At 74.3% G+C, this 26,558-nt stretch carries 23 protein-coding genes; 7 read left to right on the top strand and 16 right to left on the bottom strand.

What is annotated here, in order from left to right; all coding sequences use genetic code 11:
- Positions 1-105 precede the first annotated feature (105 nt).
- Positions 106-810 carry a hypothetical protein gene (locus ACQ452_RS16995; protein WP_433385550.1) on the top strand — a complete coding sequence of 235 codons (705 nt, stop codon included), beginning with the start codon at positions 106-108 and terminating at the stop codon, positions 808-810.
- Positions 811-849: 39 nt separating this feature from the next.
- On the opposite strand, the gene ACQ452_RS16990 is transcribed toward ACQ452_RS16995, so the two are convergent.
- Entirely contained in the window at positions 850-3,426 is a 2,577-nt protein-coding gene (locus tag ACQ452_RS16990; RefSeq protein ID WP_433385547.1) for an Hsp70 family protein, read from the bottom strand.
- 97 nt (positions 3,427-3,523) lie between these two features.
- On the opposite strand from ACQ452_RS16990, the gene ACQ452_RS16985 reads away from it, so the two are divergent.
- Complete coding sequence (locus ACQ452_RS16985) at positions 3,524-5,899, top strand: hypothetical protein (RefSeq protein WP_433385544.1); 2,376 nt, start codon at positions 3,524-3,526, stop codon at positions 5,897-5,899.
- Between the two features lie 29 nt (positions 5,900-5,928).
- Here the strand turns inward: ACQ452_RS16985 and ACQ452_RS16980 are convergent, their stop codons facing one another.
- Positions 5,929-7,068 carry a sensor histidine kinase gene (locus ACQ452_RS16980; RefSeq protein WP_433385541.1) on the bottom strand — a complete coding sequence of 380 codons (1,140 nt, stop codon included), beginning with the start codon at positions 7,066-7,068 and terminating at the stop codon, positions 5,929-5,931.
- 105 nt (positions 7,069-7,173) lie between these two features.
- Between ACQ452_RS16980 and ACQ452_RS16975 the strand changes: the two genes are divergently transcribed.
- Together ACQ452_RS16975 and ACQ452_RS16970 are read left to right on the top strand one after the other, a co-directional pair.
- Positions 7,174-8,532: an MFS transporter gene (locus ACQ452_RS16975; protein WP_433385538.1), complete on the top strand. Its 1,359-nt coding sequence runs from the start codon at positions 7,174-7,176 to the stop codon at positions 8,530-8,532.
- Positions 8,529-10,286, top strand: a complete 1,758-nt coding sequence (locus ACQ452_RS16970; protein ID WP_433385535.1) for a glycoside hydrolase family 2 protein — start codon at positions 8,529-8,531, stop codon at positions 10,284-10,286. The genes ACQ452_RS16975 and ACQ452_RS16970 overlap by 4 nt, the downstream gene beginning before the upstream one ends.
- Before the next feature lie 57 nt (positions 10,287-10,343).
- Here ACQ452_RS16970 and ACQ452_RS16965 read toward each other — a convergent pair whose 3' ends face one another.
- Together ACQ452_RS16965 and ACQ452_RS16960 are read right to left on the bottom strand one after the other, a co-directional pair.
- Positions 10,344-11,324, bottom strand: coding sequence for a DUF2804 domain-containing protein (locus ACQ452_RS16965; protein ID WP_433385532.1), 981 nt, complete (start codon positions 11,322-11,324; stop codon positions 10,344-10,346).
- Between the two features lie 60 nt (positions 11,325-11,384).
- A complete protein-coding gene (locus ACQ452_RS16960; protein WP_433385529.1) occupies positions 11,385-11,753 on the bottom strand; it encodes an MmcQ/YjbR family DNA-binding protein in 369 nt (122 codons plus the stop codon).
- 216 nt (positions 11,754-11,969) lie between these two features.
- Between ACQ452_RS16960 and ACQ452_RS16955 the strand changes: the two genes are divergently transcribed.
- Together ACQ452_RS16955 and ACQ452_RS16950 are read left to right on the top strand one after the other, a co-directional pair.
- Positions 11,970-13,382, top strand: coding sequence for a hypothetical protein (locus tag ACQ452_RS16955; RefSeq protein ID WP_433385526.1), 1,413 nt, complete (start codon positions 11,970-11,972; stop codon positions 13,380-13,382).
- Positions 13,383-13,444: 62 nt separating this feature from the next.
- Entirely contained in the window at positions 13,445-14,233 is a 789-nt protein-coding gene (locus ACQ452_RS16950; RefSeq protein WP_433385523.1) for a carbon-nitrogen hydrolase family protein, read from the top strand.
- A 39-nt stretch (positions 14,234-14,272) separates the two neighbouring features.
- On the opposite strand, the gene ACQ452_RS16945 is transcribed toward ACQ452_RS16950, so the two are convergent.
- From ACQ452_RS16945 to ACQ452_RS16905, 9 genes are all read right to left on the bottom strand, one after another.
- Positions 14,273-15,535 carry an MFS transporter gene (locus ACQ452_RS16945; RefSeq protein WP_433385520.1) on the bottom strand — a complete coding sequence of 421 codons (1,263 nt, stop codon included), beginning with the start codon at positions 15,533-15,535 and terminating at the stop codon, positions 14,273-14,275.
- Positions 15,532-16,740, bottom strand: a complete 1,209-nt coding sequence (locus ACQ452_RS16940) for a SagB/ThcOx family dehydrogenase (protein ID WP_433385517.1) — start codon at positions 16,738-16,740, stop codon at positions 15,532-15,534. The genes ACQ452_RS16945 and ACQ452_RS16940 overlap by 4 nt, the downstream gene beginning before the upstream one ends.
- 49 nt (positions 16,741-16,789) lie before the next feature.
- Positions 16,790-16,948 (bottom strand): hypothetical protein, encoded by a 159-nt coding sequence (locus ACQ452_RS16935; RefSeq protein ID WP_433385514.1) that lies wholly within the window; start codon positions 16,946-16,948, stop codon positions 16,790-16,792.
- Between the two features lie 521 nt (positions 16,949-17,469).
- Positions 17,470-18,774 carry an SDR family oxidoreductase gene (locus tag ACQ452_RS16930; RefSeq protein ID WP_433385511.1) on the bottom strand — a complete coding sequence of 435 codons (1,305 nt, stop codon included), beginning with the start codon at positions 18,772-18,774 and terminating at the stop codon, positions 17,470-17,472.
- A gap of 60 nt (positions 18,775-18,834) precedes the next feature.
- Positions 18,835-20,388, bottom strand: a complete 1,554-nt coding sequence (locus tag ACQ452_RS16925) for a long-chain-fatty-acid--CoA ligase (protein WP_433385508.1) — start codon at positions 20,386-20,388, stop codon at positions 18,835-18,837.
- Positions 20,385-20,636, bottom strand: a complete 252-nt coding sequence (locus ACQ452_RS16920; protein ID WP_433385505.1) for an acyl carrier protein — start codon at positions 20,634-20,636, stop codon at positions 20,385-20,387. The genes ACQ452_RS16925 and ACQ452_RS16920 overlap by 4 nt, the downstream gene beginning before the upstream one ends.
- 3 nt (positions 20,637-20,639) lie before the next feature.
- Positions 20,640-20,912 carry an acyl carrier protein gene (locus ACQ452_RS16915; protein ID WP_433385502.1) on the bottom strand — a complete coding sequence of 91 codons (273 nt, stop codon included), beginning with the start codon at positions 20,910-20,912 and terminating at the stop codon, positions 20,640-20,642.
- Positions 20,912-21,916, bottom strand: coding sequence for a hypothetical protein (locus ACQ452_RS16910; protein WP_433385499.1), 1,005 nt, complete (start codon positions 21,914-21,916; stop codon positions 20,912-20,914). Before ACQ452_RS16910 ends, ACQ452_RS16915 begins: the two co-directional genes overlap by 1 nt.
- Positions 21,913-22,488: a hypothetical protein gene (locus ACQ452_RS16905; protein WP_433385496.1), complete on the bottom strand. Its 576-nt coding sequence runs from the start codon at positions 22,486-22,488 to the stop codon at positions 21,913-21,915. Before ACQ452_RS16905 ends, ACQ452_RS16910 begins: the two co-directional genes overlap by 4 nt.
- Positions 22,489-22,796: 308 nt before the next feature.
- On the opposite strand from ACQ452_RS16905, the gene ACQ452_RS16900 reads away from it, so the two are divergent.
- Positions 22,797-23,852 (top strand): FAD-dependent monooxygenase, encoded by a 1,056-nt coding sequence (locus ACQ452_RS16900; RefSeq protein WP_433385493.1) that lies wholly within the window; start codon positions 22,797-22,799, stop codon positions 23,850-23,852.
- Between the two features lie 35 nt (positions 23,853-23,887).
- On the opposite strand, the gene ACQ452_RS16895 is transcribed toward ACQ452_RS16900, so the two are convergent.
- Genes ACQ452_RS16895 through ACQ452_RS16885 form a run of 3 tightly spaced genes read right to left on the bottom strand, consistent with a single transcriptional unit; the run spans position 23,888 to position 26,512 of the window.
- Positions 23,888-24,760 (bottom strand): TauD/TfdA dioxygenase family protein, encoded by an 873-nt coding sequence (locus tag ACQ452_RS16895; RefSeq protein WP_433385490.1) that lies wholly within the window; start codon positions 24,758-24,760, stop codon positions 23,888-23,890.
- 23 nt (positions 24,761-24,783) lie between these two features.
- Positions 24,784-25,479 carry a hypothetical protein gene (locus ACQ452_RS16890; protein WP_433385487.1) on the bottom strand — a complete coding sequence of 232 codons (696 nt, stop codon included), beginning with the start codon at positions 25,477-25,479 and terminating at the stop codon, positions 24,784-24,786.
- Positions 25,442-26,512 (bottom strand): GSCFA domain-containing protein, encoded by a 1,071-nt coding sequence (locus tag ACQ452_RS16885; protein WP_433385484.1) that lies wholly within the window; start codon positions 26,510-26,512, stop codon positions 25,442-25,444. The genes ACQ452_RS16890 and ACQ452_RS16885 overlap by 38 nt, the downstream gene beginning before the upstream one ends.
- Positions 26,513-26,558: the final 46 nt, after the last annotated feature.

The following is a 26,558-nucleotide window of genomic DNA, read 5'->3' as shown; positions in this document are numbered from 1 at the left end:
CCACGGCCGGGCGGAGTCGCGGGTCGGCCCGCGTGGCGATAGCCTCATACGATCATTTTCCGGTCATCGCACCGGTGGTGACCGAGGACCGAGGAGTCGATCAGCGTGAACCCGCCGTCTCGTGCCATTCCTGTCCTTCGCGCCGCCGCGGTGGCGCTGACCGTGGGTGTCGTCGCGGCCGCGTCGGCCTGCACCACGTCGACGCCGCAGGCCGGGGACCCGACCGCTTCGTCGACGGCCCCGACGCGCGCCGACGGCACCGGCCCGACCACCGGCACGCCCACCGGCCCGGCAACGGGCGACGGGTCGTCGCCGAGCGCCCCACCCGCCGGCGCGAACCCGATCCTGCGGGGCGAGCGGCAGGTCGTGTTGCGGCCGATCGCCTCGTTCGAGTCGATCCTGGCGGTCGACGCCAAGGGCCGGCTGAACCTGACCGACGGCGGGAGCGACACCAGCCTGTTCGTGCTGGTGCCCGCCGCCGGCGACAGGCACCAGATCCGGACCGCGAAGGCGCAGCAGGACGGCGAGCCCGACTGCCTTGGCCTGCGCGACAACGGCAGCGCCCCGACGACGGTCGTGGCGACCGCCTGCGACGCCGGCCGGGCCGGTCAGTTGTTCGCCATCGCGCAGACGAAGAAGCGGGACGAGGGCCGCCCGACCTACACCATCGAGGGGGAGGGCGGGCTCTTCCTGCGCGCGACGGACCGGCAGGGCCTGACCGCCCAGCGGGTCGGCGGGAGCGACACCGGTGCCGCGCTCACCTTCGACTTCGTCGACAACGGCGTCGCCCCCGCCGGCCCCGGCGACTGAGCTCCGGCCGGCGGGCCGTCGGCGTCCTCCGGCGAGCGCTCAGCGCCGGAACAGCATCTCCGCCGGCCAGGCGTCGCCCGACGGGCACCGCAGCGTCCGCGGGGTCCTTTCCGAGCTGGACATGCTGAGGCACTTGCCGGTGGCCAGGTTGCGGTAGGCGACCACCGTGCCGGCCGGCGCCGGCCCGACGGCCGGGCGTGGCTGCGACACCCGCTGCCAGAGCTGGTGGTCGTTGGGGTTCAGGCACGGCAGGGTGTAGACTGCGCCCCCGTCGTTGCTGTCGAGGCAGAAAGCGGTCTGCTGGTCGACCAACCGGTACCACTCGGCGCTCGGCACGCTGTCCTCCGACAGCGGCTTGCCCTCGCGCCACTTCTGGCCGGACGCGCCGGTGCAGGCGGTGCCGAAGGCGTGTCCGCCCATGGGCGTGCCGTTCAGCGCCATCACCGGCTCGGTGTCGCTGTCCAGGCAGAGGCCGGTGGCCACGCTGCGCAGCGCGCTGGTGCCGGGACCGGAGGGCTTGGCCGGCGTGGACGCGGACGGCGTCGCGCTCCGGCTGGCCCGGCTCTGCGACTTTGCGGCGGTCGCGGTGGGGCTGGCGGCGGTGGCGGCGCGGGTGGTGGGGGCGGGCGCCGTCGGGCTCGGGCTCGGGCTCGCCGGGTCGCTGGTGCCGGAGAGCGCGACGTTCGTGGCCGGGCCGGTGGTGTAGACGTGGACGTCCCAGATCGAGTAGCCGTAGTCGCCCGCCCGGCTCGTGCCGTGCACGCGCAGGTACCGGCCGGTGCCGGAAACGGTGAGGTCCTGCGCCCCGCCCCGACCGGTAGTGGTGGACCAGACGCTGGTCCAGCTCGTGCCGTCGGCGGAGAGCTCGACCTGGAACGCCGTCGCGTGGGCGTTCTCCCACTCGATCGACACGCCACACACGTCGACCTGGTTGCCCAGGTCGACGCGGAGCCACTGCGGATCCCCGGCGGCACTGCTCCAACGGCTGGTGCTGTCGCCGTCGACCGCATTGGTCGCCGTGAAGCCGGCACCCACTTCGGAGGATGCGGTCACCGGACGGTTCAGCGCCGCGTCGGCGGTGCCGCAGACGGGCGGGTCGGCGGGCCAGAGTTTCGGCGCGACCAGGAACGCCACGACCAGCAGCGCGGCGAGCACCAGGAGCGCGGGCAGCAGGACGTAGCGCGACCCCGCTCGGCGGCGTACCGGAGCTGTCGCCGCCGGCGCCCGCCCGGACCCGTCCGCGGCGTCGCCCGGCGCACCGGACGGCGGCGCCGCCGAGGCCGCCACGACGGGCCCGGGGGCGGTCGGCCCGACCGGGGCGGATGCGGCCCCGGCCACGCCCGCTGCGGTCGCGCCGGTTGCGGCCGGGCCGGTTGTGGCCGCGCCGGCCCCGGCGGCGTTCGGCGGGAGCGCGGCGCTGACGGCCGGGCGCCGCGCGGAGCGGGCGGCGGCCGAGGTGGTCCGCGACCTCAGGGCGTCCGCGCTGAGCATGGCGGCGCCCAGCGCCACCGCGTGCTTCGGATGGGCATTGATCAGGATCGGCCGCCGCAGCGTGTCCCGCAGTACCTCGGTGACCCGTGGAATCTGCGACGAGCCGCCGACGAGCAGGACCGCGGTGAGGTCCTGCGGGGTGATGTCGGCGGACGTCAGGGCCCGCCGGAACGCCTCGACCGTGGCGTCGAGGGACGGGGTGATCGTCTTCTCGAACATGTCCCGGGTGACGGTCACGTGCCGAACGCCGTCGGGCAGGGGCACCGTGACCTCCGCCTGCAGGCGCGTGGACAGTGCCTCCTTCGCCAGGACGCACTCGCGCAGTATCGCGGCCAGCAGCGCGGCGGTACCGGGGTCGGCCGGATCCAGCCTGGTCACGGCCCCGCCCAGTTGGCGGTTGACGTTCTCCAGGATCGCCTGGTCGAAGTCTGCGCCGCCGAGCCATTCGATGCCCTCCGGGGTGCCGACGATCTCGAGCCCGTCGGCGCCGTTGCGCACGATCGCGCTGTCGAACGTCCCCCCACCCAGGTCGTAGACGGCGAGCAGACCGTCCGGGGGCAGCGGCTTGGTGGAACAGTAGTAGGTCGCCGCGGCCACCGGCTCCGTGACGGTGTCGACCGTCGTGCCGCCGGTGTGCGGGGCCGCCTCGCCGGCGTGCGGGTCACGCGGTCGGGGCAGGCCCGCCAGGGGCGCGACGGCGGCGAACTGCTCGCGCCGGTAGGGGCCCCACACGGCCGGGTGGGTCAGCACGACGTGATCCGGCGGCCCGCCCCGCGCCTTGCTCACGGTGTCCGTGATCGAGCGGAGCAGGGCGGCCATCAGAGCCGTGGGGGAGTGGGGCGCGCCGGCGAGCAACACCGGGGTGGGGTCGCCGAGGCGCCGCTTGAACTCCCGCGCGACCCGGCTGGAGTCCCGCAGACCGAGGCGGTCGGCGACCTCCCCGGTCAGCAGCACGCCGTTCTCGTCGAGGTACGCGGCCGAGGGGGTAACCACCGCCTGCCCACCGAGTCGTACCATGTCCAGGGCGCCGGCTTGCGCCACCGCCGCGGCGGCGAAACTCGTGCCCAAGTCGACGCCGACGCCGTACATCCGATCCTCCTCGTCCCGACCGTCACGGTCGGCCATTGCGGTCGAGGACACAATGGAAGCCTCCCCAGGGAGCACATTACGTCGGCGCGGCGGCGGTTCGGAACGACGGGTGCTGTTGTATGGGAGGCCGGCCATGGGGACGACGCCGGCCGACATGGCGATGATGAATGTCCGGCTGCCAGCGGGCGCGGACGGCGGGTCGGTGCCGGCCGGGCCGTTCACCGTCCTGGCCAGATCGCTGTCCTCGGGTGCGCCGCCCGCCGCTGACCGGCCGGACGACCGCCTGGGCGGGTACCGGCCGGTCGTGCGGGAGCTGCTGCGCGACCTCGGCGGTGCCCACGGGGCGCGGTACGCGGCGTTGTGGCTGCCCGGGACCGGTGATGCCCGATGGACCCCCGTCGTCGCCTGGCAGGCGCCGGGGCGGGCCCCGGCGGTAACGGCACCGGCCCGGGTCGACGACCCCGAGCTGCTGCTGACCCTGCCCGGCGTCGCCGCGGCGGTGGACGTGACCGACGGCGGGGTGCGGTACGGCGTGCTGGTGCTGGCCGACCGGGAACAGCCCGGTCACCGTCCGGCGCCGGTGACCCTGCTGGGCGAGACCGCGCTCTGCATCGGGCTGCTGCTGCGGCTGGCCCGGTCCCGCGCCGCGGAAGCCGCCGCGCGGGACCGGGCTGATCGGGCGCTCCGGCAGGCGGACATGGTCCGGCTGGAGCTGTCCGCGGTGCAGGCCGTGGAACGCGACCGGCTCGCCACGGCCGTGACGGCGACGCCGGGGCGGCAGATCCAGGTGCTCCTGGCCCACACCCGCGCCCTGGCGGACGCGCTGGCCGACGACCCGGCCGAGGCCGCGCCGATCGCCGCCACGATCCGGGCCCGCCTGCAGGAGCTGATCGAGGGCTTCCGGGCGGTGGTCCGCGGCGTGTACCCGCAGGTCCTGCGCGGTAGCGGGGTCGCCGCCGCGTTGGCGGAGGTGGTCGCGTCGCTGCCGGTGCCGGTGGTCTTCCACGGGCAGCTCGGCCGGCGTCAGGGCTGGGAGATCGAGTCCAGCCTGTACCAGGCGACGGCCTCGGCCGTGACGGCGCTCAGCGTGGGAGGCGCCGGCCCCGTCGGCGTCGAGCTGTCCCGGGAGGGCGACGTGCTGGTGATCCGGGCGCGGCGGGCCGAGGCCGACGCGGTCCGCGTCGCCACACTCCTACGGCACGACTCCCGGCGCCTGGCCGCGCTCGGCGGGCGGCTCACGGTCGGCCGGGCACCGGAGCGCGCGACGACAGTGGTGGACATCCGGTTGCCGGAGCGGCTCGGCGCGGACTGGCCGAAGCCGGCCCACCCCGCGACGCCGGCACCGCCCGATCCGCCCGATCCGCCCGATCCGTCCGCAGGTGATGCCGTGGCCGGTGTCCCGGTACGCCGCCTGCTCGGCCGGCTCGCCGGCCGCCGGGACGCGTCCGCGTACGGCGTGCCGGTGCGGGCCGCCCTCGAACGGCAGGACCACAGTGCCCGCGTGCTGGTGCTGGGGGCGCAGGCGGCGCAGTTGGTGCGGGTGCTGTGCGCGCTGCCGGAGGAACCCGGCTGGACGCCCCCGGCCGCGCTGGACGCGGTACCCACCTGCTACGAGCACGGGCCGCACCGGCGGATCACGCTGGAGCCGGTGCGCGGTGCCCCGCCCTGGCGGCCGGTACGGATCCCCGACTGGTCCGGCACCGCGTGGCCAGACGTGGCGGCCGGCCTCCACCGGCTCCTGGTCGAGACCCCGGCGGACGCGCTGCGCGGACTGCGGCTGTTGCCCTGCCGTGACCGTGTCGACGTCGGCCTCGCGGTGCGGTTGCGCCGCTGGTCGGACGAGGCGCACGGGCTGCCGGACGCGGTCCTGCTCGCGCTGGGCGGCCCGGCCAGCGCCGCGGAGTCGGAGTTCCTCACGGTGCTGCGGGGCCCGGGCCGGGGCGACGAGTTCGCTCCGGTGGTGGTCTGCGCGATGCGCGAGGGCACCGCCGCGAGCCGTGGGTCGCGAGAGTGGCTGGGCGCGATGAGCGACGCGGTCGTGGACTGGCATCCCGCCGCCGGCGGCGGTCACGGCGCCGCCGAGGCGCTGCGGACCCGGCTGCCGGCGTCGACGGGGGTGCTGGCCGCCCGATGGGCGCTGCGGGCCCTGCTGGCCTGCCAGGCCGCCGGGCAGGTGGACGACGAGATCGCGCACGCGGTGGAGGCTGCCGCGGCGGGCGCCTACCAGGTGGCGGAGCTGGATCTGTCGCAGGCGTTGTGGGGCCGGCGGATCAGGCTGCCCCGGGGGCACGACGAGGCCCTGCGGCTGCTCGGCGCGCACGAACCGGACGTCCGGTCCCGGGTCGGTCTGGCCGGTGACGCCGACGCCGGGCAGGTGAGGCGGGCCGTCGGCCGGGCGCTCGCGTTCTGGCGGGCGCAGTCCCTGTCGCCCGGCGCGGGACCGGAGGCGCGCGGCGCGTACGCGTTGCTCGTCCGCACCTGCGAGCGGCTGCTCACCGGCGGCGGCTGACCCACCGCTGGCCCGTGCGGGCGGGCGGCTCAGATCGTGACGAACCCGGTGACCCGGGTGCCCTCGCCCGGGCTCGACCGGACGCTCAGCGTGCCGCCGACCGCCGCCAGGCGGGCCGCGAGGTGGTGCAGGGGCATCCGCCCGCCCGTGTCGAATCCCGGCCCGGTGTCGGCCACCTCGAAGCCCAGACCCGCCGCGGAGCTGCGCAGCGTCAGGGTGACCTCGGCCCCGGGGGCGTGCTTGTGCGCGTTGCTGATCGCCTCCAGGCAGGCCAGGTAGACGGTGGCCTCCACCTCGGGTGGGTACCGCCGACCGGCCAGCAGCGGATCGACGTCGAGGACGATCGTCTCCAGCGCACCCAGCCGGGCCGTCAGCGCGGCCACCAGCCCGTGGTCGGCCAGGGGAAGCGCCAGCAACCCGGTCGCGGTGGTGTGCAGGACCTCCTCGGTGCTGGCGAGCAGCTGCCGCAGCCGGTCGAGGTGGTGGGCCGCCTCGGCCGTTCTGCCGACGCCGAGCTGGTGCTCGACCACGGCCAGCGACATCTGTAGGGCCACCAGGTGAGGCTGGGCCCCGTCGTGCAGGTCGCGTTCCAGCTGGAAGCGCTGCCGCTCGATCTCGCCGGCTGCCCGTGAGCGGGCGTCGGCGAGTCGGGTGGCGCTGCGGCCGACCAGCTTCCCGGCCTCGGCGGCGCGGAGCTGGGCCTGGATGTCCGCCAGCAGCAGCCGGACCACCGTCCGCAACTCGGGCCACCGGTGCAGCCGCTCGCCGGCGACCGCCGGCTGGACGGACACGTCGGCGAGGAACCGCTGGTCGTCGCCGAGCCCGGTGTCGGGGTCGCTCCGGCCCGCGGTCGCCCGGTCGTCATCCGGGGCGGCCCGTCGCTCGTCCCCGCCGGGCCGGTCCGGGCCGGCACGGTCGGGCCGGCCCCAGTGGTATCGCCGTACGCGGTCCCGGGTCGCCGTCGCGTCCGGGTCGCCGGTCGGCGGGAGGGGCAGCCGCAGGCAGAGGGTGACCGACTCGGCGTCGAGGCACTCGCCGAGCGCCCGGGCCAGGGTCGCGGCCTGCGCACCCGGCAGCGCCGTTCCCGGCAGACCGTGCACCGCCTCGACGACCCGCGCCACGGCCTGCGCCGGGGACGCCTCGCCGGTCGGTTCCGTGCAGCGGGGCATCGGGCCACCATACGTGCCGGTGGCGTCCCGGGCCCGGATCGGGTGACCCCGTTCCCGAGGTCGACGGGGGTGGTCCATCATGTGCTGACCCTCGAGGAGGCTGCCATGTCCGTCCCGCATCAGGTGCCGCCCCCGGCACCGCCGAGCGCGCCCGCGCGCGGCGGCGTCGACGCGCCCGCCGCCGGCCGGCTGCGACCCCGGGTCTGGGTCGCGGTGGTGCTGCTCGGCCTGGTCGGCCAGATGGCCTGGACGGTCGAGAACATCTACCTCAACCTCTTCGTCTACGACACGATCACCGACGATCCGACCGTGATCGCCACGATGGTCGCCGCCAGTGCGGCCACCGCGACGCTGGCCACCCTGCTGCTGGGGGCGTTCTCGGACCGCACCGGGCGGCGCCGGGAGCTGGTGGCGGGCGGCTACCTGCTCTGGGGTGTCTGCACCGCCGCGTTCGGCTTCCTCACCGTGGGCGCGGTGGATGACGTCGCGCCGGTGGCGGGCGTCGTGCTGCTCACCGTGCTCGCGGTGATCCTGCTGGACTGCCTGATGTCGTTCCTCGGCTCGGGCGCCAACGACGCGGCGTTCCAGGCGTGGGTGACCGACGTGACCCGCCCGGCCAACCGTGGCCGGGTGGAGGCGGTGCTGGCGACCATGCCGCTGCTCGCCATGCTGGTGATCTTCGGCGGGTTCGACGGGTTGGCCCGCGCCGGCGACTGGCGCGCCTTCTTCCTGATCATCGGGGCGGTGATGGCCGTGGCCGGCGTCGCGGCCTGGTTCCTGGTCGCGGAGAGCCCCACGCTGGTCCGCAACGACGCCGGCTACCTGCGCTCCGTGGTCCACGGCCTGCGGCCGTCCGTGATGCGCGCCAACCCGGGCCTCTACCTGGCCCTGGCCGCCTGGTCGGTCTGGGGCGTCTCGACGCAGGTCTTCCTGCCGTACCTGGTCATCTACCTGCAGCGCTACCTCGAGGTCGAGGGGTACGCCGTGGTGCTCGCCGTCGTGCTGCTGACCGCGTCGGTCGTCAGCGTGCTCTCCGGCCGGGTGATCGACCGGGTGGGCAAGGTCCGGTTCCTGCTGCCGGCCGCGACGGTCTACGGCACCGGGCTGCTGCTGATGTTCCTGGCGCGCGGCACGCTGCCGGTGATCGGTGCCGGGATCGTGATGATGTCCGGCTTCATGCTGGTGCTGGCGCCGCTGGGCGCGTTGGTGCGCGACCACACGCCGCCGCGGCGGGCCGGCCACGTGCAGGGGCTGCGGATGGTGTTCGCCATCCTGATCCCGATGCTGATCGGCCCGTACCTCGGCGCTGCGGTGATCAGCAACGCCGACGAGACGTACCAGGACCTCGGGGTGGTCAAGCAGGTGCCGACGCCCGGCATCTTCCTGATGGCGCTGGCCGTGCTGGCGTTCATCGTCGTGCCGGTGCTGGCGCTGCGCCGCCGGGGTGGGAGGGTCGGAAGATGACGTTGACGACCGAGTGGGGCGAGACCCTCGACCCCGAGCGGGTGCTGCCGGAATATCCCCGCCCGCAGCTGGTCCGCGACAGCTACCTCAACCTCAACGGCCGGTGGGCGTACGCGATCACCGACGACGCCCGGGAGCCGGCGCGGTACGACGGCGAGATCCTGGTGCCGTTCTCCCCGGAGGCGCCGCTGTCGGGGGTCGGGCGGCAGCTGCTGCCCGGCCAGACCCTCTGGTACCGCCGCGTCCTGCGGCTGCCCGAGGGCTTCCACCGGCCCGGCCACCGGGTGCTGCTGCACTTCGGCGCGGTGGACCAGAGCTGTTCGGTCCTGCTCAACGGGGTGCCGGTCGGGGGGCGCACCGGCGGCTACCTGCCGGTGGGCTGCGACATCACCGACGCGCTGCGCGACGGCGAGAACGTGCTGGTCGTCTCCGTGCGCGACGACAGCGACACGCGTCAGCACGCGCGCGGCAAGCAGAAACTGCGCCGGGGCGGCATCTGGTACACCGCCCAGTCGGGGATCTGGCAGACCGTCTGGGCCGAGAGCGTGCCCGCGGTCCACGTGCGGCGGCTCACCCTCACGCCCGACCTGGCCGAGGGCTGCGTCGAGGTGACCGTGCACGCGAGCGAGGCCGGGGGCGACGCGGAGATCCGGGTGCTGGCCGACGGCGCGGTGGTCGCCGAGGCGCGCGCCGCCGCCGGCACCGCGGTGCGCGTGCCACTGCCCGAGGTGCGTCCCTGGACCCCCGAGGACCCTTTCCTGTACGACGTGACCGTCGCGCACGGCGACGACCGGGTACGCGGCTACGTGGGCATGCGCTCCTTCGGGGTCGGGCCGGACGCCGACGGGGTGCCGAGGCTGCTGCTCAACGGGCGGCCGTACTTCCACGCCGGGGTGCTCGACCAGGGCTACTGGCCGGACGGCCTCTACACCGCGCCGTCGGACGCGGCGATGGTCGCCGACATCGCCGCGATGAAGCGGCTCGGCTTCACCATGCTGCGCAAACACATCAAGATCGAGCCGCTGCGCTGGTACCACCACTGCGACCGGCTGGGCATCCTGGTCTGGCAGGACATGGTCAACGGTGGCGGCCCGTACCGCCCGGTGGTCATCACCGCGCCGGTGCTGACGCCGCTGCGGCTGCCCGACCGGGGCCGGTGGCGGCGCTGGTTCGGCCGCGCCGACGCGGCCGGGCGCGACGAGTTCCGCGCCGAGGCGCGCGAGACCGTCGAGCACCTGCGCAACGTGGTGAGCATCGCCGTCTGGGTGCCGTTCAACGAGGGATGGGGGCAGTTCGACGCCGCCGAGGTAGCCCGGGAGGTGGCCGCCCTCGACCCGACCCGTACCGTCGACCACGCCAGCGGCTGGCACGACCAGGGCGGCGGCGACCTGCGCAGCCTGCACGTCTACTTCCGCCGCTTCCGCGCGCCCCGCGCCGCCGCCTCGGACGGGGACCGGCGGGCCCTGGTGCTCTCCGAGTACGGCGGCTACACCCTGCGCGTCGACGGGCACACCTTCGGGCCTGCCGAGTTCGGATACAAGCGGTACCGCACCGGTGCGGAGCTGGCCGGGGCGTTCACCCGGCTGCACGACGAGCAGATCGTGCCCGCCATCGCGGCCGGCCTCGCGGCCACCGTCTACACCCAGCTCTCCGACGTGGAGGACGAACTCAACGGCCTGTTCAGCTACGACCGGCGGGTGCTCAAGCTGCCCGAGGAGGTGCTCCGGCGGGTGAACGACCGGCTGCGGCTCTGAGCCGGGCGCCGTCGCCGGGCAACGCCGTCGCCGGGCGCCGCCCCCGGCCCGGCGGCGCTACCAGCGGTTGCGCGCCTCCTCGGCCCAGCCGACCAGGCCGTCCAGGTCGACCCGCTCGCCGTCGTCGGCCGCCGCCCAGCCGGTGAAGTGCCCGAAGCACTGGTGCGTCTCGCTGCCGAGCACCCCGAAGTTGGTCCGGGCGACCTTCTCGTGGAACGGGTGGAACTGCACCGCCACCCGCTCGCCGCTGATGTGCCACGGCCGCAGCCAGTCGGCGCGGTCGTACTCCCAGCGCAGCTCGTCGCCGATCTTGTGCAGCCGGCCGTCCACGAAGAGGCCGTTCTCGGTGGAGCCGGTGCCGTCGGTCCACTTGCCGCCGAGCTGGATGGCCCGCCCCGGCCCGCTGCCCGCGGCCCAGTTCCAGCGGACCGCGTACGGCCACTTGCCGCGGCCGTGGTCGAGGACCGCGAAGGAGTCCGTCTCGGCGACCGGGTGCTGCACCCCGTCCACCCGCAGGGTGCCGCGCACCGGGCGGCCGACGTCCTTGACCGTGTACTGGAACCGCCGGGTGCTCCAGGGCACCACCACGGCGAGCGACTCGTGCCCCGCCGGCAGCGGCACCACGAGGTCGACCTCCACACCGGGGGCGCTGGCGCGGATGGTGGTCCGCTCCGCCGTCTGGTCGATGTCGATCGAGAGCCCGCCACCGTGGGCGCGCACGGCACCGACCCCGCTGACGGGTGGGAAGACCGTGCCCCGGGCGAGGGGGACCACCGCGCCCCGGTCGATCTCGACCTTCGTCGCGCGGTCCAGCACGTAGAGGCCGTGCACGCCCGCGTAGTCCAGCGACGAGGCGACGAGGCCGACGATGTGGGTCGGGGTGACGATGCCCCAGTACTCCCAGCGCTTGTTGCGGCCCCAGCCGCGCAGGTTGGCCCGGTGCACCGGGTGGCGGCTCCAGCCCACCGCGTCGGGCCGGAGCCGTCCGCCCGGCAGGCACAGGTCGATCGGCTCGGTGATCTCGTTCTCGTGCGTCACGCGGCGAGGGTATCGCCGGCTCCCGGTGCCACCGGCGGCGCACCCGCCGCCGCGAGCCGGTCAGCTCCCCGGCGTACGCCCGGCGAACTGCTCTGGGGCACGCATGTGCCACGCGTCGGTGACCAGCTCGGTCAGGCGCGCGACGTCCACCCGCGCCAGCCGCAGCATGACCAGTGGAAGACCGTCGTACCCCGGCGTGGTGAAGAAGACGTCGGGCTCACCGAGGAGCAACGCCTGCTTCTCCGCCTCGTCGCCCACGTACAGCACCGCGACGTCGGTGCGGATCAGGCGCGGCTCACCCGGTCTGCGCTCCGGATAGGACCAGATGAATCCCTTGCCGCCGACCCGGAAGTCGAAGCCCTCGCTGTCGATCTCGACCACGTCCGGCAGGGCCAGTGCCAGCCGGCGGACGTCCTCGGCGTCAGCCATCGAATCCGCTCCGGGCCGTCTTGTCGCGCATGCGGGCAGGATAGTGCTTCGCGGCCTCGTGTTGGTCGGCTCGTCCGCGCTGAGCGTGGCGTACCGCCGCACCGTCGCTCGCCAGGTCGTTGCCGAAGCCGCTCTCGGCCCCCGCCGAGCGGCGGCGCTACCCCGGGCCGGCCCGCAACGGTGGTATCAAGGACCGACGCCAGCCGAGGAGGGGCAGTGCAGAGCTTCGCCCGCACGTTCGTCCGCAATCTCGGGCTCTTCGTCCTGCTCGGGGCGGCGGGGCCGATCCTGCTCGTCTGCGGAGCCGTGGGCCTCAGCGGCTCCGGTGCCGCCGGTGGGGCCGAGCGGGGTGTTCCGCTGGTCTTCGTCGTCGTCGGGCTGGTCGCCACCGTCGCGATGGGCGTCGCCGCGTTCCTCTTCACCCGCAGACAGCTCGGGGTGATCACCGACCGTGACCAGGTGTCCACGGCGCACCACTGGGACGACGACACGCTCGTCCTGTGGACCCCCCGCGCCCGGATCCCGACCCAGGGCGGCCGGCTGGGCACGGCGGAGGTGTGCGAGGCGACGCTCGCCTCGTACGGCGAGGACTGGGAGGCGACCTACCAGAGCTACGGCCGCGACCTCGACCCCGACGAGCCGAAGCCGCGCCTCCGGCTCCGGCTGCGGGTCCACCCGGACGGCGGCGAGCCGTTCGAGTCGACGCACACCTGGCGGGTGCCGTCGCTGTGCCTGGCGGCGGTCACCGTGGGTCGGCTCGTCGTCGTCGCCCATCCCACGGTCGCCGAGGGGTTCGACATCGACTGGCCGCGCAGCGCCCTGCTGTCGGGTGTCCGGACCTTCCGGCTGTCGGGCCTCGACGGCCGGCTCGTCGCGCTGACCGGGCGCCCCGATCTCCTACTGGAGCTGTGGCGGATCACCGGGGTCCACGGCCGGATCGGGATGGCCGGCGACACCATCGATCTGCGCCGCGTCGAGCCCGCCGTGGCGACCCGGCTACAGCACCTGGTCGAGCGGGCCGCCGGTGGGCGGCCGACGCCCGAGGCGACGCCGGTGGCGGAGCAGCGGGCCAGGTGGGTGGTCGACCGGCTGCCCGGGGAGAGGGGGGCGTTCGGCGGCGTGCCGCGCCGGTGGGCCCGCGCCGGCGGGCACCTCGCCCGGGGCCGGTTCCTGCAACTGCGGGCCACGACGACCTTCCAGCACGCCGGCCCGGTGCTGGAGACCGTCCTGCGCGTCTTTCCCGCCGACGACGCCGCCCCCGTCGACGTCGCCAAGAGACTGACGGTGCCGCTGACCTACCTCGCGGTGCTGCACCACACGCGGCAGCTCGTCCTGCGGGTCGGCCCCGACCGTCGCCCGTACGAGATCGACTGGGAGCGCAGCGCCCTCGCCGCCGGAGTGAGCCCGGCCGTCGTGATCGCCCCCGACGGCCGGCGGTTCGACCTGACCGGCCGGTTCGACACCCTGCTGGCGATCATGCGGCTGCTCGTGGTGCGCGGGGTGGGCGTCCCCGGCCCTATCCTGGATCTCCGCGACCGTCGACCCGCCACGGCGGCGACCCAGGTCATGGAGGTGGTCGGCGCGGCGGAACCCGACCACAGCCCGCGGCCCGGTTTCCCGGTGCCGTGAGCCGCGGACGACCGGGAACCGACGACCGCTGCCCGCCCGGCGGTTCCGGACAGCCGACAGGAGTGCCGGTGCGCCGTCAGCCGCTCGTCATCGCCGTCGCCCAACCACGGATCACGGCGTACGACGTCGTCGCGAACGCGCTCGCGCACGCCGACGCGGTGCGGGCCGCGCACGCGCGGGTGGTGGTCTTCCCCGAACTCTCGCTGACCGGCTACGAGCTGACCGCGCCCGCGATCACCGCCGGCGACCCGAGGCTGGCGCCGCTCGTCGCGGCGTGTGCCGAGACGGGGTCGACGGCGCTGGTCGGCGCGCCGGTCGAGGACGAAGCGGGTCGGGAGCACATCGCGATGCTGGCCGTCGACGACGCCGGCGCGCGCGTGGTCTACCGGAAGGTGCACGTGCACCGCTCCGAGGAGCGGTTCAGCCCCGGCGCGGGGCCGGTGGTGCTCCAGGTGGACGGCTGGCGCCTCGGCCTGGCGATCTGCCGCGACACCCGCTTCGCGGCGCACGACGCGGCCACCGCCGCGCTGGGCATGGACGTCTACGTCGCCGCTGTCGTCGACCACGCCCGCGACGCCCACGTGCCGGCCGAGCGGGCCCGGCGGGTGGGTGCCGCTCGGGGCGTGTGGGTCGCCACGGCGAGTTTCGCCGGCCCCACCGGCGAGGGGTTCGCCCGCACGGCCGGCCACTCGGCGGTGTGGGCCCCCGACGGCGCGATCCTCGCGCAGGCGGGGCCCGACGCCGGGCAGAGCGTCTCGGCCACGCTGCGCGACGCGGGGCAGAGCGTCTCGGCCATGCCGCGCGACGCGGGGCAGAGCGTGGCGGCCACGCTGCGCGACGCCGGGTCCTGACGGACGGCTCCGGGGGCCGGGGCGGTAGGACGCGCGGCGTCACCCGTCGCGGCCGGCCGCGCCCGACGTCGCTTTGCCAGTGGGGTCGCTGAAGGTGCTGACGCCGGGGACCAGCAGGGTGACGGCGCTGGCCGCGGCGGTCAGGACGGCCGCCGCGAGCAGGGTGGGCCGGACGCCGAACGCCGCCACCGCCGGCCCGGTGAGGGCGTAGCCGACCGGCAGCAGGGCGAAGGCGCTGAGCTGATCCAGGGCGAGGGTCTTGCCGAGCACCTCGGTGGGGATCGCGCGTTGCAGGGCGGACAGCCAGTAGATGAAGTAGATCTCCACGACGAACCCGCCGACGGCGAAGCAGATCGCCGTGACCGGTAACGGCAGGGCGAGGGCGAGGCTGGCGGGCAGCGCGGCGTAACTGGTCAGGGCGAGCATGCTGACCGTGCCGGGCCGCCGGGGTCGCCACCGCCCCGCCAGGGCGATGGCCGGCAGGGCGCCGCCGGCGGCGGCGGCGAGGACGAGCCCGTAGGCGAGTTCGCCACCGAGGCGTTCCGCGGCGACCAGCGGAAGCAGCGTGAGGCTGGGTGCGGTGCCGGCGAAGAGCTGGACCGCCACGGCAGCCATGACGGCGGCGACCCAGGGGCGGTGCCGGACGGTGGCGATACCCGCCGCGGCGTCGGCCAGGACGCCGCTCGGGGCCCGGGTGCCGGCGGCGGCGTCGGGTATGCCCAGCACCGCGAGGGCCCCGGTCGCGAACAGCAGGGCGGCCAGGCCCAACGCGGCGTGGATGCCGATGGCCGTGACGACCGCGGCACCGGCGAGCGCGCCGAGCAGGGTCGCGGAGCGCTGCACCGCGGAGACCATGGCGTTGCCGCGTTCCAGCAGGTCGGCGGGGAGCAGCGCCGGGACCATCGATCGCATGGCCGGTCGGGACAGCGACTCGGCCACCCCGGACAGGGCGGTGACGATGCCGAGCGCGGCCAGGGGCAGGTCGTCGAGGGCGAGCAGCGTGCCGACGACGATGCCGGTGCGCAGCACGTCGGCGGTGAACAGGATCCGGGGGCGCGAGACCCGGTCGGCGAGGATGCCGCCGGCGAGCAGGCAGAGCACCAGGGCGATCGCCCGGCCGGCGAAGATGACGGCGATGGTGCCGACGCCGGCACCGCGCTGTACGGCGTACAACGCGAACGCGACCGGCAGGATCTGGTCGGCGACCGCGCCGGCGGACTGGCTGGCCCACACCCGCACGAACCGTGGATGCGCGCTGAGCTTCGCCACGGTGGCGGTGGCGGGTCCGGCGGGTGCGCTCATGGTGCGGGGTGCGCCCGGCGGCGTCCGGTGACCGCGGGGTCGCCGGGGGGTGCCGGGTCGGCGGGTGACCGGTGCGCGCTGGCGGCGAGGCCGGTCGGTGGCGGGTGCTGCGGCAGGGCTGGTGGGGCGCCGCCGCCGGGCGCGGGATTGCCGGCGGAGAGCAGGTACGTGGCGAACTCGTGATCCGGGTCCACACCGAGCATCGCCTCGACGCGGCTGTCGTGGAACGCCACGGTCTGGAACGGCGCCAGGCCCAGCGCGGTGCAGGTCAGCGCGAAGGTCTGACCGTAGTGGCCGGCGTCGAACATCCACAGCCGGTAGGCCCGGGGATGCCGGTACTTCCAGGACAGGCGGGCGGCGACGGTGGTGGTGAGGCAGGTGAAGGCCCCCTGGTAGGAGGGCTCCTGCTCGTAGACCAGGCCGGCGATGCGTTGCCGGTCGACGGTGGCGTCGAGCAACTCCAGGCGGTGCACCTGCGGCGCGTAGTGGTAGAGGCCGGGCGGCACCCCGCTGACGTCGAAGACGGCCACGTAGCACTCGACCTCGTGCCGGCCACCTGCGGAGGCGCTGATACGTCCCTGTTGTGGGCCGAAGGCGCCGCCGTCGAGGACGCGCTGGGGCGCGAAGGTGCAGGCCAGGACGGTGGCGAGCGCGTCGACACCGACCGGGGTGCCGGCGAAGGCCCGGTGGGTGCGCCGGGCGGCGAACACCTCCTCGACGGGCGTACGCAGCGGCAGGGTGCGTCGGGGCAGGTGTACGGCCGGTGCGTGCGGATACCGCTTGAACGGCGCGGGAGGCTCGCCGTCGGCGGCGATCTGCACGGCGGTGGCATCCCGGTGCGGCGAGTCCACGAGGTAGTTGGCGTCGCGGGCCTCGGTGTGCAGGCGGGCGGCGATCGGCCCCCAGTGCTGCCACACGGGTGGGGTGTCGACGTCGTCGGTGTCGGCGACGAGGATGCCGGCGTCGCGGAGCTGCTGGACCGCCCGGGTGGCGGCGTCGGCGGCGTCGCCGCCGAAGTGGGCGGCGACCTTCTCGACGTCGGTGAAGTCGTCCAGGAGCTGCAGCAGACTCAGCAGGTCGGGGGTGACGCGCAGCCAGCGGCGTTCACCGGGCAGGGCGATCATCAGCGCATCGCGGTCCCAGCGACAGATGAGCTGGTCGCGGCGGCGTACCCGCATCGCGGTGTCCCTTCGACGACGACGCACGACGGACAGGACGGTGCCGGACCCGCACGCGGGTCCGGCACCGGGCTCGTCAGACGGCCCCGTGGTTCAGCACTACCTCGTTCGTCTCGACGATCACGATGTCGAAGGCCATGGCGGGTACCTCCTTTCCGGATTGGTGGGTCGGTGTGCCCCAGGACGTGACCGTCTCCGCAATCGAGAAGGGCGTTCGGGGGAATTCCAGTGCCACGAAAGCGAATTCCGGGACAGGTCCCGGGAAGCTCTCCCTCGTGGCAATAGAGAAGGTAGCGAATGCGCGGACCTCCTGCCAAGGGTTCGGCAACCATTTATTTCCTGTCGTACAGCGGGATTCGATGCGAATTCGAGGAGCCCGCGAGGGGTGGTGCCGCAGCCGCCAAAGCGGGCGCACGGCCGGCGTTTGAGCAGGTGAAGCGCGTGCGGCCCGCGTCCGACGGGACGAATTACCGCCCGGTGGGTTGAAGGGTGGACGGTATCCTACGCATCGGTGATAATCATTGCGTATTGTGTGCGCCGCCAGCGTGTCAGCGCCCCGTCCGCGCATTCCTCGGGCGCGTCGGGTGCCGGCGTGGCACCCCGATTCGGGGAATGCCGGCCGCGTTGTGGGCTGCCGAGAGTGGGCGCAGAACTGTGCCGGCCCGGGCTCCCGCGCGGCCCGTCCGGCGCGCAGCAGGGCGCCGGCCGACCCGGGTGGAGGTCGGGTCGGCCGGCGCTGCGGGCGTGCAGGAGGGGTCAGGCGGCCCCGACGGCGACCGGCTCGGGGGCGGCAGCCGGAGCGGGAACGGGTACGGACGCGGGAACCGCGACGGGAGCCGGCGTGGCGTCGGGCAGGTACCTGCCGAGCTTGCGGATCCGCCTGGCGTTGTTCTCCAGGACGTCGATCGACGGCAGGTCGGTGCCGACCCGCACGGTCGTCGGGCGCGCGGCGGCGGTGTGGATGTTGTGCAGCAGCGTGTGGAACGAGCGGGGGAAGAGCGAACTGATGAACCGCGACTGCTGCCGGCCGCGCCGGATGCTGGCGATCGGCTTCGACCAGTCGATCTGGCCGGGCCGGAACCGGTGCTGGCGGATCAGTTCGGCGCGGAACGTCGCCCACGACACCAGCTTCAGCCCGAACCGCTCGGCGATCTCCTGGCTGGTCACGGGGGTCACCGGGTAGCTGATCACCCGCGGCGCGGGCGACAGCGCGTTGGCCACCACCGACCGGGCCAGCACGTCACCGGCCACGACCGGGCTGGTGACCTCCGAGTCCCAGATCATGCCGAGCTGGAGGATGTGCGAGATCATGTTCCAGAACGAGTACTCCATGCCGGGGTCCTTGTACCCGGTGTCCGGGCCGCCCAGCGCGAACGGCGCCTGGTAGATGTGGATCGGCACGCCGTCGTTGTTCGCCCGCAGGCTGAGGTGCTTGACGACCCACTTCATCCGGCTGTAGCCGGTGTAGAAGAAGCTGTTGCGGTAGAAGTCGCGTCGCTGCTGGTAGACCTCGCTGCCGACCGAGCCGATGACGTGCAGGGTCTTGAACCGCTCGCGCATGCAGAACTCGGCGAGCCGGAGCGTCGGCAGGACCTTCTCCTGCCGGTAGCGGGAGTAGGGGTAGTCGTGAGTGGTCGCCCCCGCGGCGTCGATGACCACGTCCACCTCGGTGAGCAACTCGTCGTGCTCTGCGGGGGCGAGACCCATCGCCGGCTCCAGGTAGCTGCCCTCCAGGACGGACAGCTTCGCGGTGTCGGGCAGCTCCATCTTGTACTTGCGCAACTGCCGGGCGATCCGCTCCTCGCCGGACTTGTCGCCCTTGCGGCGCACCAGGGCGTAGACCGTCGCCACCCGGGGGTCGCCGAGAAGCTCGCGCAGCATGTGCATGCCGACGAACCCGTTCGCACCCAGCAGGAGCACGTTCCTTGGCTCGTCGTCGCCGCGTCGGGGAAGTCTCCGCGCGACCGCTCGCGGGTCCTCGGAGTAGCGCAGCGAGATCCGGTCGGGATTGCCGGTCGAGAGCGCGACGCGGTCGCTGTGGTGTCTTAGGGAAATGTGCATCGGTCCGCCTTTGCCTGATGGGTGAGGGGCGTGGAGCCAGAACGGACCGGGCGCGGGGCGCTAGGCCACGCGCCGGTCCAGGTGCTGCCAGTACCGCTCCCGCAGCTCCCGCCGGAGCAGCTTTCCGCTGGGATTGCGAGGCAGGTGGTCGACGAACTCGAAGCTCGCCGGGATCTTGAAGTCGGCGATCCGCCCCCGCAGGAACGACGTGAGATCGCGGGCGGTCGCGGGCTGGTCGGGGTGGGCCACCACGAAGCAGCGCACGACCTCGCCCCAGTGCTCGTGCGGCACGGCGACGGCGGCGGCCTCCACCACTCCCGGGTACGCGCAGACCGCGTTCTCGATCTCCGCCGGGTAGACGTTCTCGCCGGCCACGATGATCGTGTCCTTGATCCGGTCGCGGACGAACAGGAAGCCCTCGTCGTCCAGGTAACCGGCGTCGCCGGTGTGCAGCCAGCCGTCCACCAGGGTCTCGGCGGTGGCCTCGGGCAGGCCCCGGTAGCCGATCATGTGGGCGGGGGTACGCAGACAGATCTCGCCGACCTCGAACGGTGGCAGGACCCGGCCCGCGTCGTCGACGATGCGCACGCCGAACCCGGGGTAGGGCCGGCCCGCCGCCTGCATCCGCGCCCCGCCGACGACGTGCTGCTCCGGCGGCAGGCAGACCGCGGTGTTCCCGCTCTCGGAGAGCCCGTAGATCTGCGCGAACTCGCAGCCGAACATCTCCAGGCTGCGTTCGAGCAGCGCCTCCGAGATCGGTGAGCCGCCGTAGACGATCTTGCGTAGCGAGACGAAGTCCGCGCGCTTCGGCCGGGGCGGCGCGAGCATCATCTGCAACTGGGCCGGCACGACACACGCGGTGGTGACGCGGTGGCGCCGGATGAGGCGGACGGCCTCGTGCCCGGCGAACACCCGGACCGACACGTTGGTGACGCCGGCGCTGAACCCCTGGATCGACCACCACAACCCGCCGATGTGGAACCCGGGGATGCCGATCAGGCTCACGTCGTCCGGCCGCCAGTCGATCCAGTCCAGGCCCTCGGAGGCGAGCGCGTCGCGTACCGCGAAGAAGCTGCGGTGGGCCAGCACGACCCCCTTGGGGTTGCCGGTCGTACCGCTGGTGTACACCTGGGCCAGCGGTTGCTCGGCGGTCCAGGACGGGGCCAGGTCGCCGTCGTCGCCGGCCTGCCAGGCGGCGAAACCGGCCAGCGACACCACCTCGCGCAGCTCGGGCAGATCCGGCCGCAGGGTGTCGACGGTGGCCAGGAGGTCCTCGTCGCAGACGAGCACGGTGCTGCCGGAGTCGCGCAGGATGTGCCGGATCTCGCCGGCGCGCAGCCGCCAGTTGACGGGCACCAGCACGGTGCCGGTCTTCGCGCAGGCGAACAGGACGTCGTAGTAGTGCTCGGACTCCTTGCCGAGGTACGCGACGCGGTCCCCGGCCGTGACCCCGGCGCGCCGCAGGGCGTGCGCGGTGCGGTTGCTGGACCGGTGCAGCTGCGCGTAGCTGACCGAGCGGTCCTGGCAGTGCACCGCCGGATGGTCCGGCCGCCGCCCGGCGTGGAAGGCGATGACGTCGTGCACCGTGCGCAGGTGCGGGTGGTACGCCGTCACCGGCCCGCCCCGTCCGCGACACCCGGCGTCTGTTCGAGGAACCGCACGATGGCCGGGCCGGACGCGAGCGCCGGCAGCAGGTTCGGGTCGATCTCGATGCCGAAGGCCTTCTCGAGCGCCATCATGAGCTGGATCTGACGCAGCGAGGTCCAGCCCGCGACGGTGTCCGGGTCCAGGCGCTCGGGCAACTCGTCCGGTGCGACACCGAACACCGAGGCGACCACCTCGCGGACGCGGGTCTGCAACATCAGCTACTCCTTGGCTGTCTCGCCGGGACCCCGCCCCGGGGCGAAGAACCGTCGCGTGATGCGGGAAACGGTGCGCAGGTCGTCCGTGCTCACGTCGTCGAGGGAGATCTCCGTGCCCAGCTCCGCCTCGATCAGGTAGAGCAGTTCGACGAGGTGCATCGAGTTCAGGACACCGCTCTCCACGAGGTCGTCGTCGACCCCGACCGGGTCGGCGTCCGGGCATCTGGCGCGCAGGAACGCGGTGAGGAACTCCGGCGGCGTGACGGTCGTGAGCATCAGCTCTCCTCGGGGCGCGTCGGTGCGGGGAGGATGGTCGTGGCGATCCGGGCCGCCGTGGGCTCGCCGGCGCAGCGGTGCTCGGCCACGGCTTGCCCGGTGGGCAGGCCGGTCGGGACGAGCCGGTTGGTGCGCAGCGCGACGGCCGGGTCGCGCAGCAGCGGGTTTGCCCCGCGCACGGCGGCGGCGAACAGCGCGAAGACCGGGTCGATGACCTTGGTCGTGCCGTCGGCGTCCTCGACCTCGACCCAGGCGTGGACCAGGTCGAGCATGCCGACCACCCAGCCGATCCTGGTCACCGCCGGCAGGCCGGCGGCGACGCAGCGCCGGGCCAGGTACCGGCTCGCCGAGTCGCAGCTCGCCACCCCGTGCGTGGTCACCAGGTCGACGTCGTTGCGCAGGGCGGCGGGCAGCTTGACCCAGCGCAGCCGCATGGCGGCGAACTCGGCGACGATCGCGCGCAACTCCGGGCAACGCAGCTCGGCCTGTTCGCCGCGGGTGTGCACGGTGGCGGTGACGGCCAGCTCCGACGCCGTACGCACGACCGTGTCCCCGCCGACGTCGCCCGGCGCGGCGGGTTCGACACTCAGGTCGTGCAGTGCGCCGCCGAGGCGTTCGGGGCGCGGCAGGGCCAGCGTGCTGGTCGGCTGCGGGCCGCAACCGTCGGCGGCGCACGCGACGCGCAGCGCGAACCGGGAGGCGCGGGGCGCCAGCAGCTGCTCCGTCGACGAGCGCATCCACCGCAGCGAGTAGGCGAACGCCTGCTCCGGCACGGTCGTGCCGGTGCCCGAGTGCAGGGCCAGGTTGAACAGGTCACGCGAGTCGAAGCGTTCCGCGCCGGCCGGGCCGCTGGCCTGGAGCCCCCGGTCGAGCAGCGTGGACAGGGTGTCGTCGTCGCAGCCGAGGACCTGCCGCGCCGTGGCGCGGTCGGTGTCGCCGACGCGGTGCTGCGGCGGGACCGCGAACAGCGTGTCGAGGGCGCGGGACAGGCCGGCCGCGGTCATGACCGCGCCGGGGCGTCGCGCCACATCGTCCGGATCCGGCTGCCGGTGCTCAGCACGTACTCGTCCACCGAGGTCCAGCCGAGCATCTCGTTGATCTGCACCTGCTCCGGGCCGGCCGAGGTCTCCAGGTAGCCCGGCAGGCCGAGGGCCTCGGCCCGGGCCTGGCCGGCGCGGATGAGGACGTAGCCGACGCCGACCGAGTCGGTGCGCCGGCCCAGCACCGCGAACCACACGTGCGGGCTGCGGGGACGCAGCCGGTCCAACGCGTTGGAGATCCGTACGGCGTGCGCGACGGCCCGTGGCCCGGCCAGCAGGCACGCCCCCGCCCGCAGGGCCCAGCCCCACCAGGGCGTGGTGCGTTCGTCGCCGTAGAGGACCAGGATCCCGTCGAGCCGGTCGCCGCGGTACGCGGCGAGCGTGATGCCCGAGCTCATGAGCTGGGCGATCACCAGTTCGGCCAGGTACAGCGCGGTCAGCGCCGCGTTCCGCCGCCAGCGGGGGAGCGAACCGGCGGCAGCCCAGATGGCGCCGTCCTCGTACGCCCGGGCCAGCAGCCGCGCGCCCGCCCACACGGCACGCCATTCGAGGTCCCGGACATCGAGTCCGGGCGCCGCCCGGGTAGTTGCCTGACTGTTCACATCCCACCCCGAGTCCAACAAGGAATCCCGTTGACCTGGGTCAACCTATTTGGCGCGGGTAACCGGCCAGTAATGAAATGGCCTCTTTCGATATGTGCCCGGTGGCGGTGGCGGAGAGCGCGGCGCACCCCGGCGACCGGGCCGCTCCCTTCCCCCGGCCCGCCCCGGGTGGGAGACTGAGCCGTGCCGCGTGACGACGTCGGGAGCCCACCGCGGCACCACCGCGTCGAGTCGGTGCCGGCGTGATCGCCGGCCACTGGGAGGTCGTCGTGGTCGGCGGCCGGATCGCCGGCGCGTCCACCGCCTGGGCCCTCGCGCCGTACGCGGAGCGCATCCTCGTCCTGGACGCCTCGCGACCCACCGCGTTCTGGCCGCAGCAGTCCACCTGGGACCGCGCCGGCAACCTGGCCTGGGCGGAGCTCGGCCTGCTGGAGACGGTCCTGGCCTGCGGCGCGCCGCGCACCTACGGCGACACCCAGCGCATCGGCGACGACGTCGTCGAGCGGGTCTACCCGCGCGAGGACGAGCACTCGTACCGGATGAGCCTGCCCCGCGAGGTGCTGGACCCGGCGCTGCTGGCCGCCGCGCAGAGCCGGGGCAACGTCACGGTGTGCCGTCCGGCCCGGGTGCGGGCGATCACGATCGACGGGGGGCGGGTACGCGGGGCGACAGTCCGGCACGACGCCATCGACAGCCGGCTCACCTGTGACCTGCTGGTGCTGGCCGACGGCCGGCTGTCGCGCAACGCGCAGCGGGTGGGGGCGAGCGCCTACCGGGTCGTCGAGTCACCGTGGTTCGCGCTGCTGGCGTACTACGAGAACCTGCCGCTGCCCACCGACCGCTCGTACTTCTCGTTGCAGGACCGCAGCGTCCTCATCTCGACGCCGTGCGGCGACATGCGGTGGTGCGTCGCGCTGGACCTGCACCAGAGCCTGATCGACGAGACGGGCCGGCATCCGGGGCGCGCGTACGAGCGGATGGTGCGCGACGACCCGCACCTCCGTCCGGCCGTCGCCGCCGGCCGCCGGAGCACGCCGATCGGCGGGGCCGGCCGGCTGCGGATGCTGCGCCGGCCGATGAGCGGGCCGGGCTGGTGCCTGGTCGGCGACGCCGGTTACCACCTGGACCCGGTGACCGCCCAGGGCACCCGGGCCGCCCTGGTCACGGCCCGGATCCTCCGCGACCGGGTCGCGGACGCCGGCCGGGCCGCGGGCGCGGACCTGACGGGCCTCACCGGCGAGCGGGACGCCGCCCTCGACGCGGACTGGGCCTACACCGAGCGGATCGTGCGCGGCTGAGCGGCCCCGCGGCCGGCGTCGGCGCGGCGCGGGGACTAGCCGGTCGGCCGGCTGCCGTTGACGGTGACCCGCTGGCCGTAGCGCGAGTGCGGGTAGTAGTCCCACACCGCGTGGTGCTGGGTGCAGCGGTTGTCCCAGAACACCAACGTGTTCGGCGTCCAGCGGACCCGGCAGCTCAGGACCGGCTGCGCCACCAGGCCGAAGAGCAGGTCGAGCACCGCCCGGCTCTCCGGCCGGGAGAGCTGCACGATGTGCGAGGTGAAACCGGCGTTGACGAAGAGCAGCCGGCGGCCGGTCTCCGGGTGCCGCACCACCACCGGGTGCTCGCTCTTCGGCACCACGTACTCGGGCGGCGGGGTGTGCCCCTGCCAGGGGATCAGGCCGTCGTGGATCGCGGTGAGACCGTCGAGCAGGGCCCGCATCGGTGGGGAGAGCATCTCGTACGCCAGGTGCATGTTGGCCCAGAGGGTGTCGCCGCCGACGCCGATCTCCGGCGTCCTCGTGACGTAGAGCATCGAGCCCAGCGACGGCTCGGCCTCGGCGGTGCCGTCGCTGTGCCAGTCCTCGCCGGCCACGAACCGCGAGTTCCGGTCGGCGCTGACCTCGAGGATGGCGGGATCGCCGCCGTCGAGGTCGGCCAGGGGCTGGCGGCGCAGCTCGCCGAAGTGCCCGGCGAAGCGCTTGTGGTCCTCGGCGCTGAGCACCTGGTCGCGGAAGACCAGCACGTGGTGCTCGAGAAAGGCCCGCCGGACCTCGGCCACCTGCTCGTGCGACAGGTCGGTGGCGAGGTCGAGGCCGCCGACCTCCGCGCCGATGACCGGGGAGATCGGTCGGACGGTGATGGTGTCGTACTTCGCCGGCCCGCGGGTCGTCAGGCGCTCGACGGCGGCAAGGACGTGCTCTTCCATCTCGTAACCTCCTGGGTTCGGTGTCACAGCCCCCGCGCCAACAGGTCGGCCACGATCAGCCGCCCGAAGGCGAGGTTGCCGTGGATCGGGTCGTCCGGCTCGCAGAACGCGGCCCGCTGCCGGCCCGTGCCGTCGGTGGCCCGGGCCCGCACGTCCACGAGTTCCACGCCGAGCGCGTCGAGCGCGCGGCGGATCGTCTCCTGGGCCGCCGCGAAGACCAGCGGGTCGGACATGCCCGGCACCCGTTGCGGGGGCAGCACCGCGAGGACGCGCAGCCCCAGGCCGAGGGCGTGGCGGTAGAAGGCGAGCGCGCCGCGGGCCATGGCGCGCACGATGCCGTCGAACAGCTCGCTGGTGAGGAAGCCCGCGGGGAAGGCGCCGTCGCCGGCCCGGTAGATCCGCCAGTTCGCGCCGGTGGCGAAGAAGTGGACGCTGAGACCGAACGTCGAGACCAGCGGGACGCGGAGCTGACCGAGGTCCGTCACCGCCAGCTCGGCCAGGAACCCGCGGTGGCGTTCCTGCACGGCGGCGTCGCGGAACACCAGCGCGCCGTCGCGTACGTCGTGGAAACCGACGTTGAAGTCGCGCCCCGAGCCGACCGGGCCGCCGACGAAGGGCACCCCGGCCGCCGTCGCGGCCCGCCCGATCGGCCCGGCGTGCGAGTCGCCCAGCAGCAGGAACCTAGCCGGCGCGGTACCGGTCGAGGACGGCGTCGTCACAGTAGAGGTCACCCCCATCGGCGGCGTCGGCGACGCGGCGCCCGGGCACCGGCGCGGCGGGATCCGCCGCCCCGGTCCCGCCGCGTGCCCGGTCGAGGGCGTCGAAGAAGTGGCGCATGACGAAGGCGACCCCCGCCGGCGTCACGGCGCGCAGGTTCGGCGCGAAGAACACCCCCCGGAACGGCACGGCGGTGATCAGCTCGTACGAGGGGAAGTAGTCGACGTGCTCGTGTTCCTGGGCGAGCTGGCCCGCCGCGGCCCGCAGCACCGACTTGGAGTACGTGGTGGCGCTCAGCGCGTGCGCCCCGGTCGCCGTCGCGGTCAGCGGCACCGGCGACACGGTCAGCAGGACGCGTAGCCGGGGGTTGGCGGCCCGCAGCAGCGCGACGACGGCGTCGAGGTCCCGGTGCACCTCGGCGACAGTGAAGTTGTGGAAGGCGTGCCGCCCGGCGTCGAACGTGCCCCGGACGGTGCCCGGGCAGACCGGGTGGACGGTGCCGGTGATCCGGTCCCGCCAGGCCTCGGTCAGACCGAGGGTGAAGATGAGACAACCCGCCTCGGCGATCGCCGCCCGCATCGCCGTCAGCGTCGAGTGGCGCGCGGCCAGGGCGGTACGCGCCGAGGCGTACCCGTCGGGTTCGACCGACGGTCGGTACGCGTCGAAGAACCGCTCGCCCTCGCGCCAGAGATCGTCGGGGCCGGGGCCGTCCACCAGGGCCCACGTCAGCCACTGCCGCAGGGTGGCCGCCGTGTAGATGGCGCCCGTGCGGAACGAGAACGCGCCGTAGTGGCGGGCCCGGCGCTCGGCCTCGGTGAGCCCCGGCGGGGGCAGCTCCGCCTCGCGCCAGTTCATCCCCTCGTCGAGCAGGGCGGGACCGAGGTGCCGGGCGAAGCAGGAGCCGGCGGTGAGGACCGGATCGTCCGCGTCGATGGCGAACTTCGGCGTCCACACCTCCTCGATGGCCAGCATCTCCGGCTCGGCGACGGCGGTGCGCCAGAACGACCGGGGCGGCAGCGACCGGTACGGGTTCATCGCGCCGCCGCCCCGGCAGCCCGGCAGGTCCAGCGTCGTCGCACGG

The sequence above is a fragment of the Micromonospora sp. KLBMP9576 genome, assembly GCF_050941805.1.
Taxonomy (GTDB): Bacteria; Actinomycetota; Actinomycetes; order Mycobacteriales; family Micromonosporaceae; genus Micromonospora.
The sequence above is the reverse complement of the archived record's forward strand: the minus strand, read 5'-3'. Positions and strand labels throughout refer to the sequence as shown.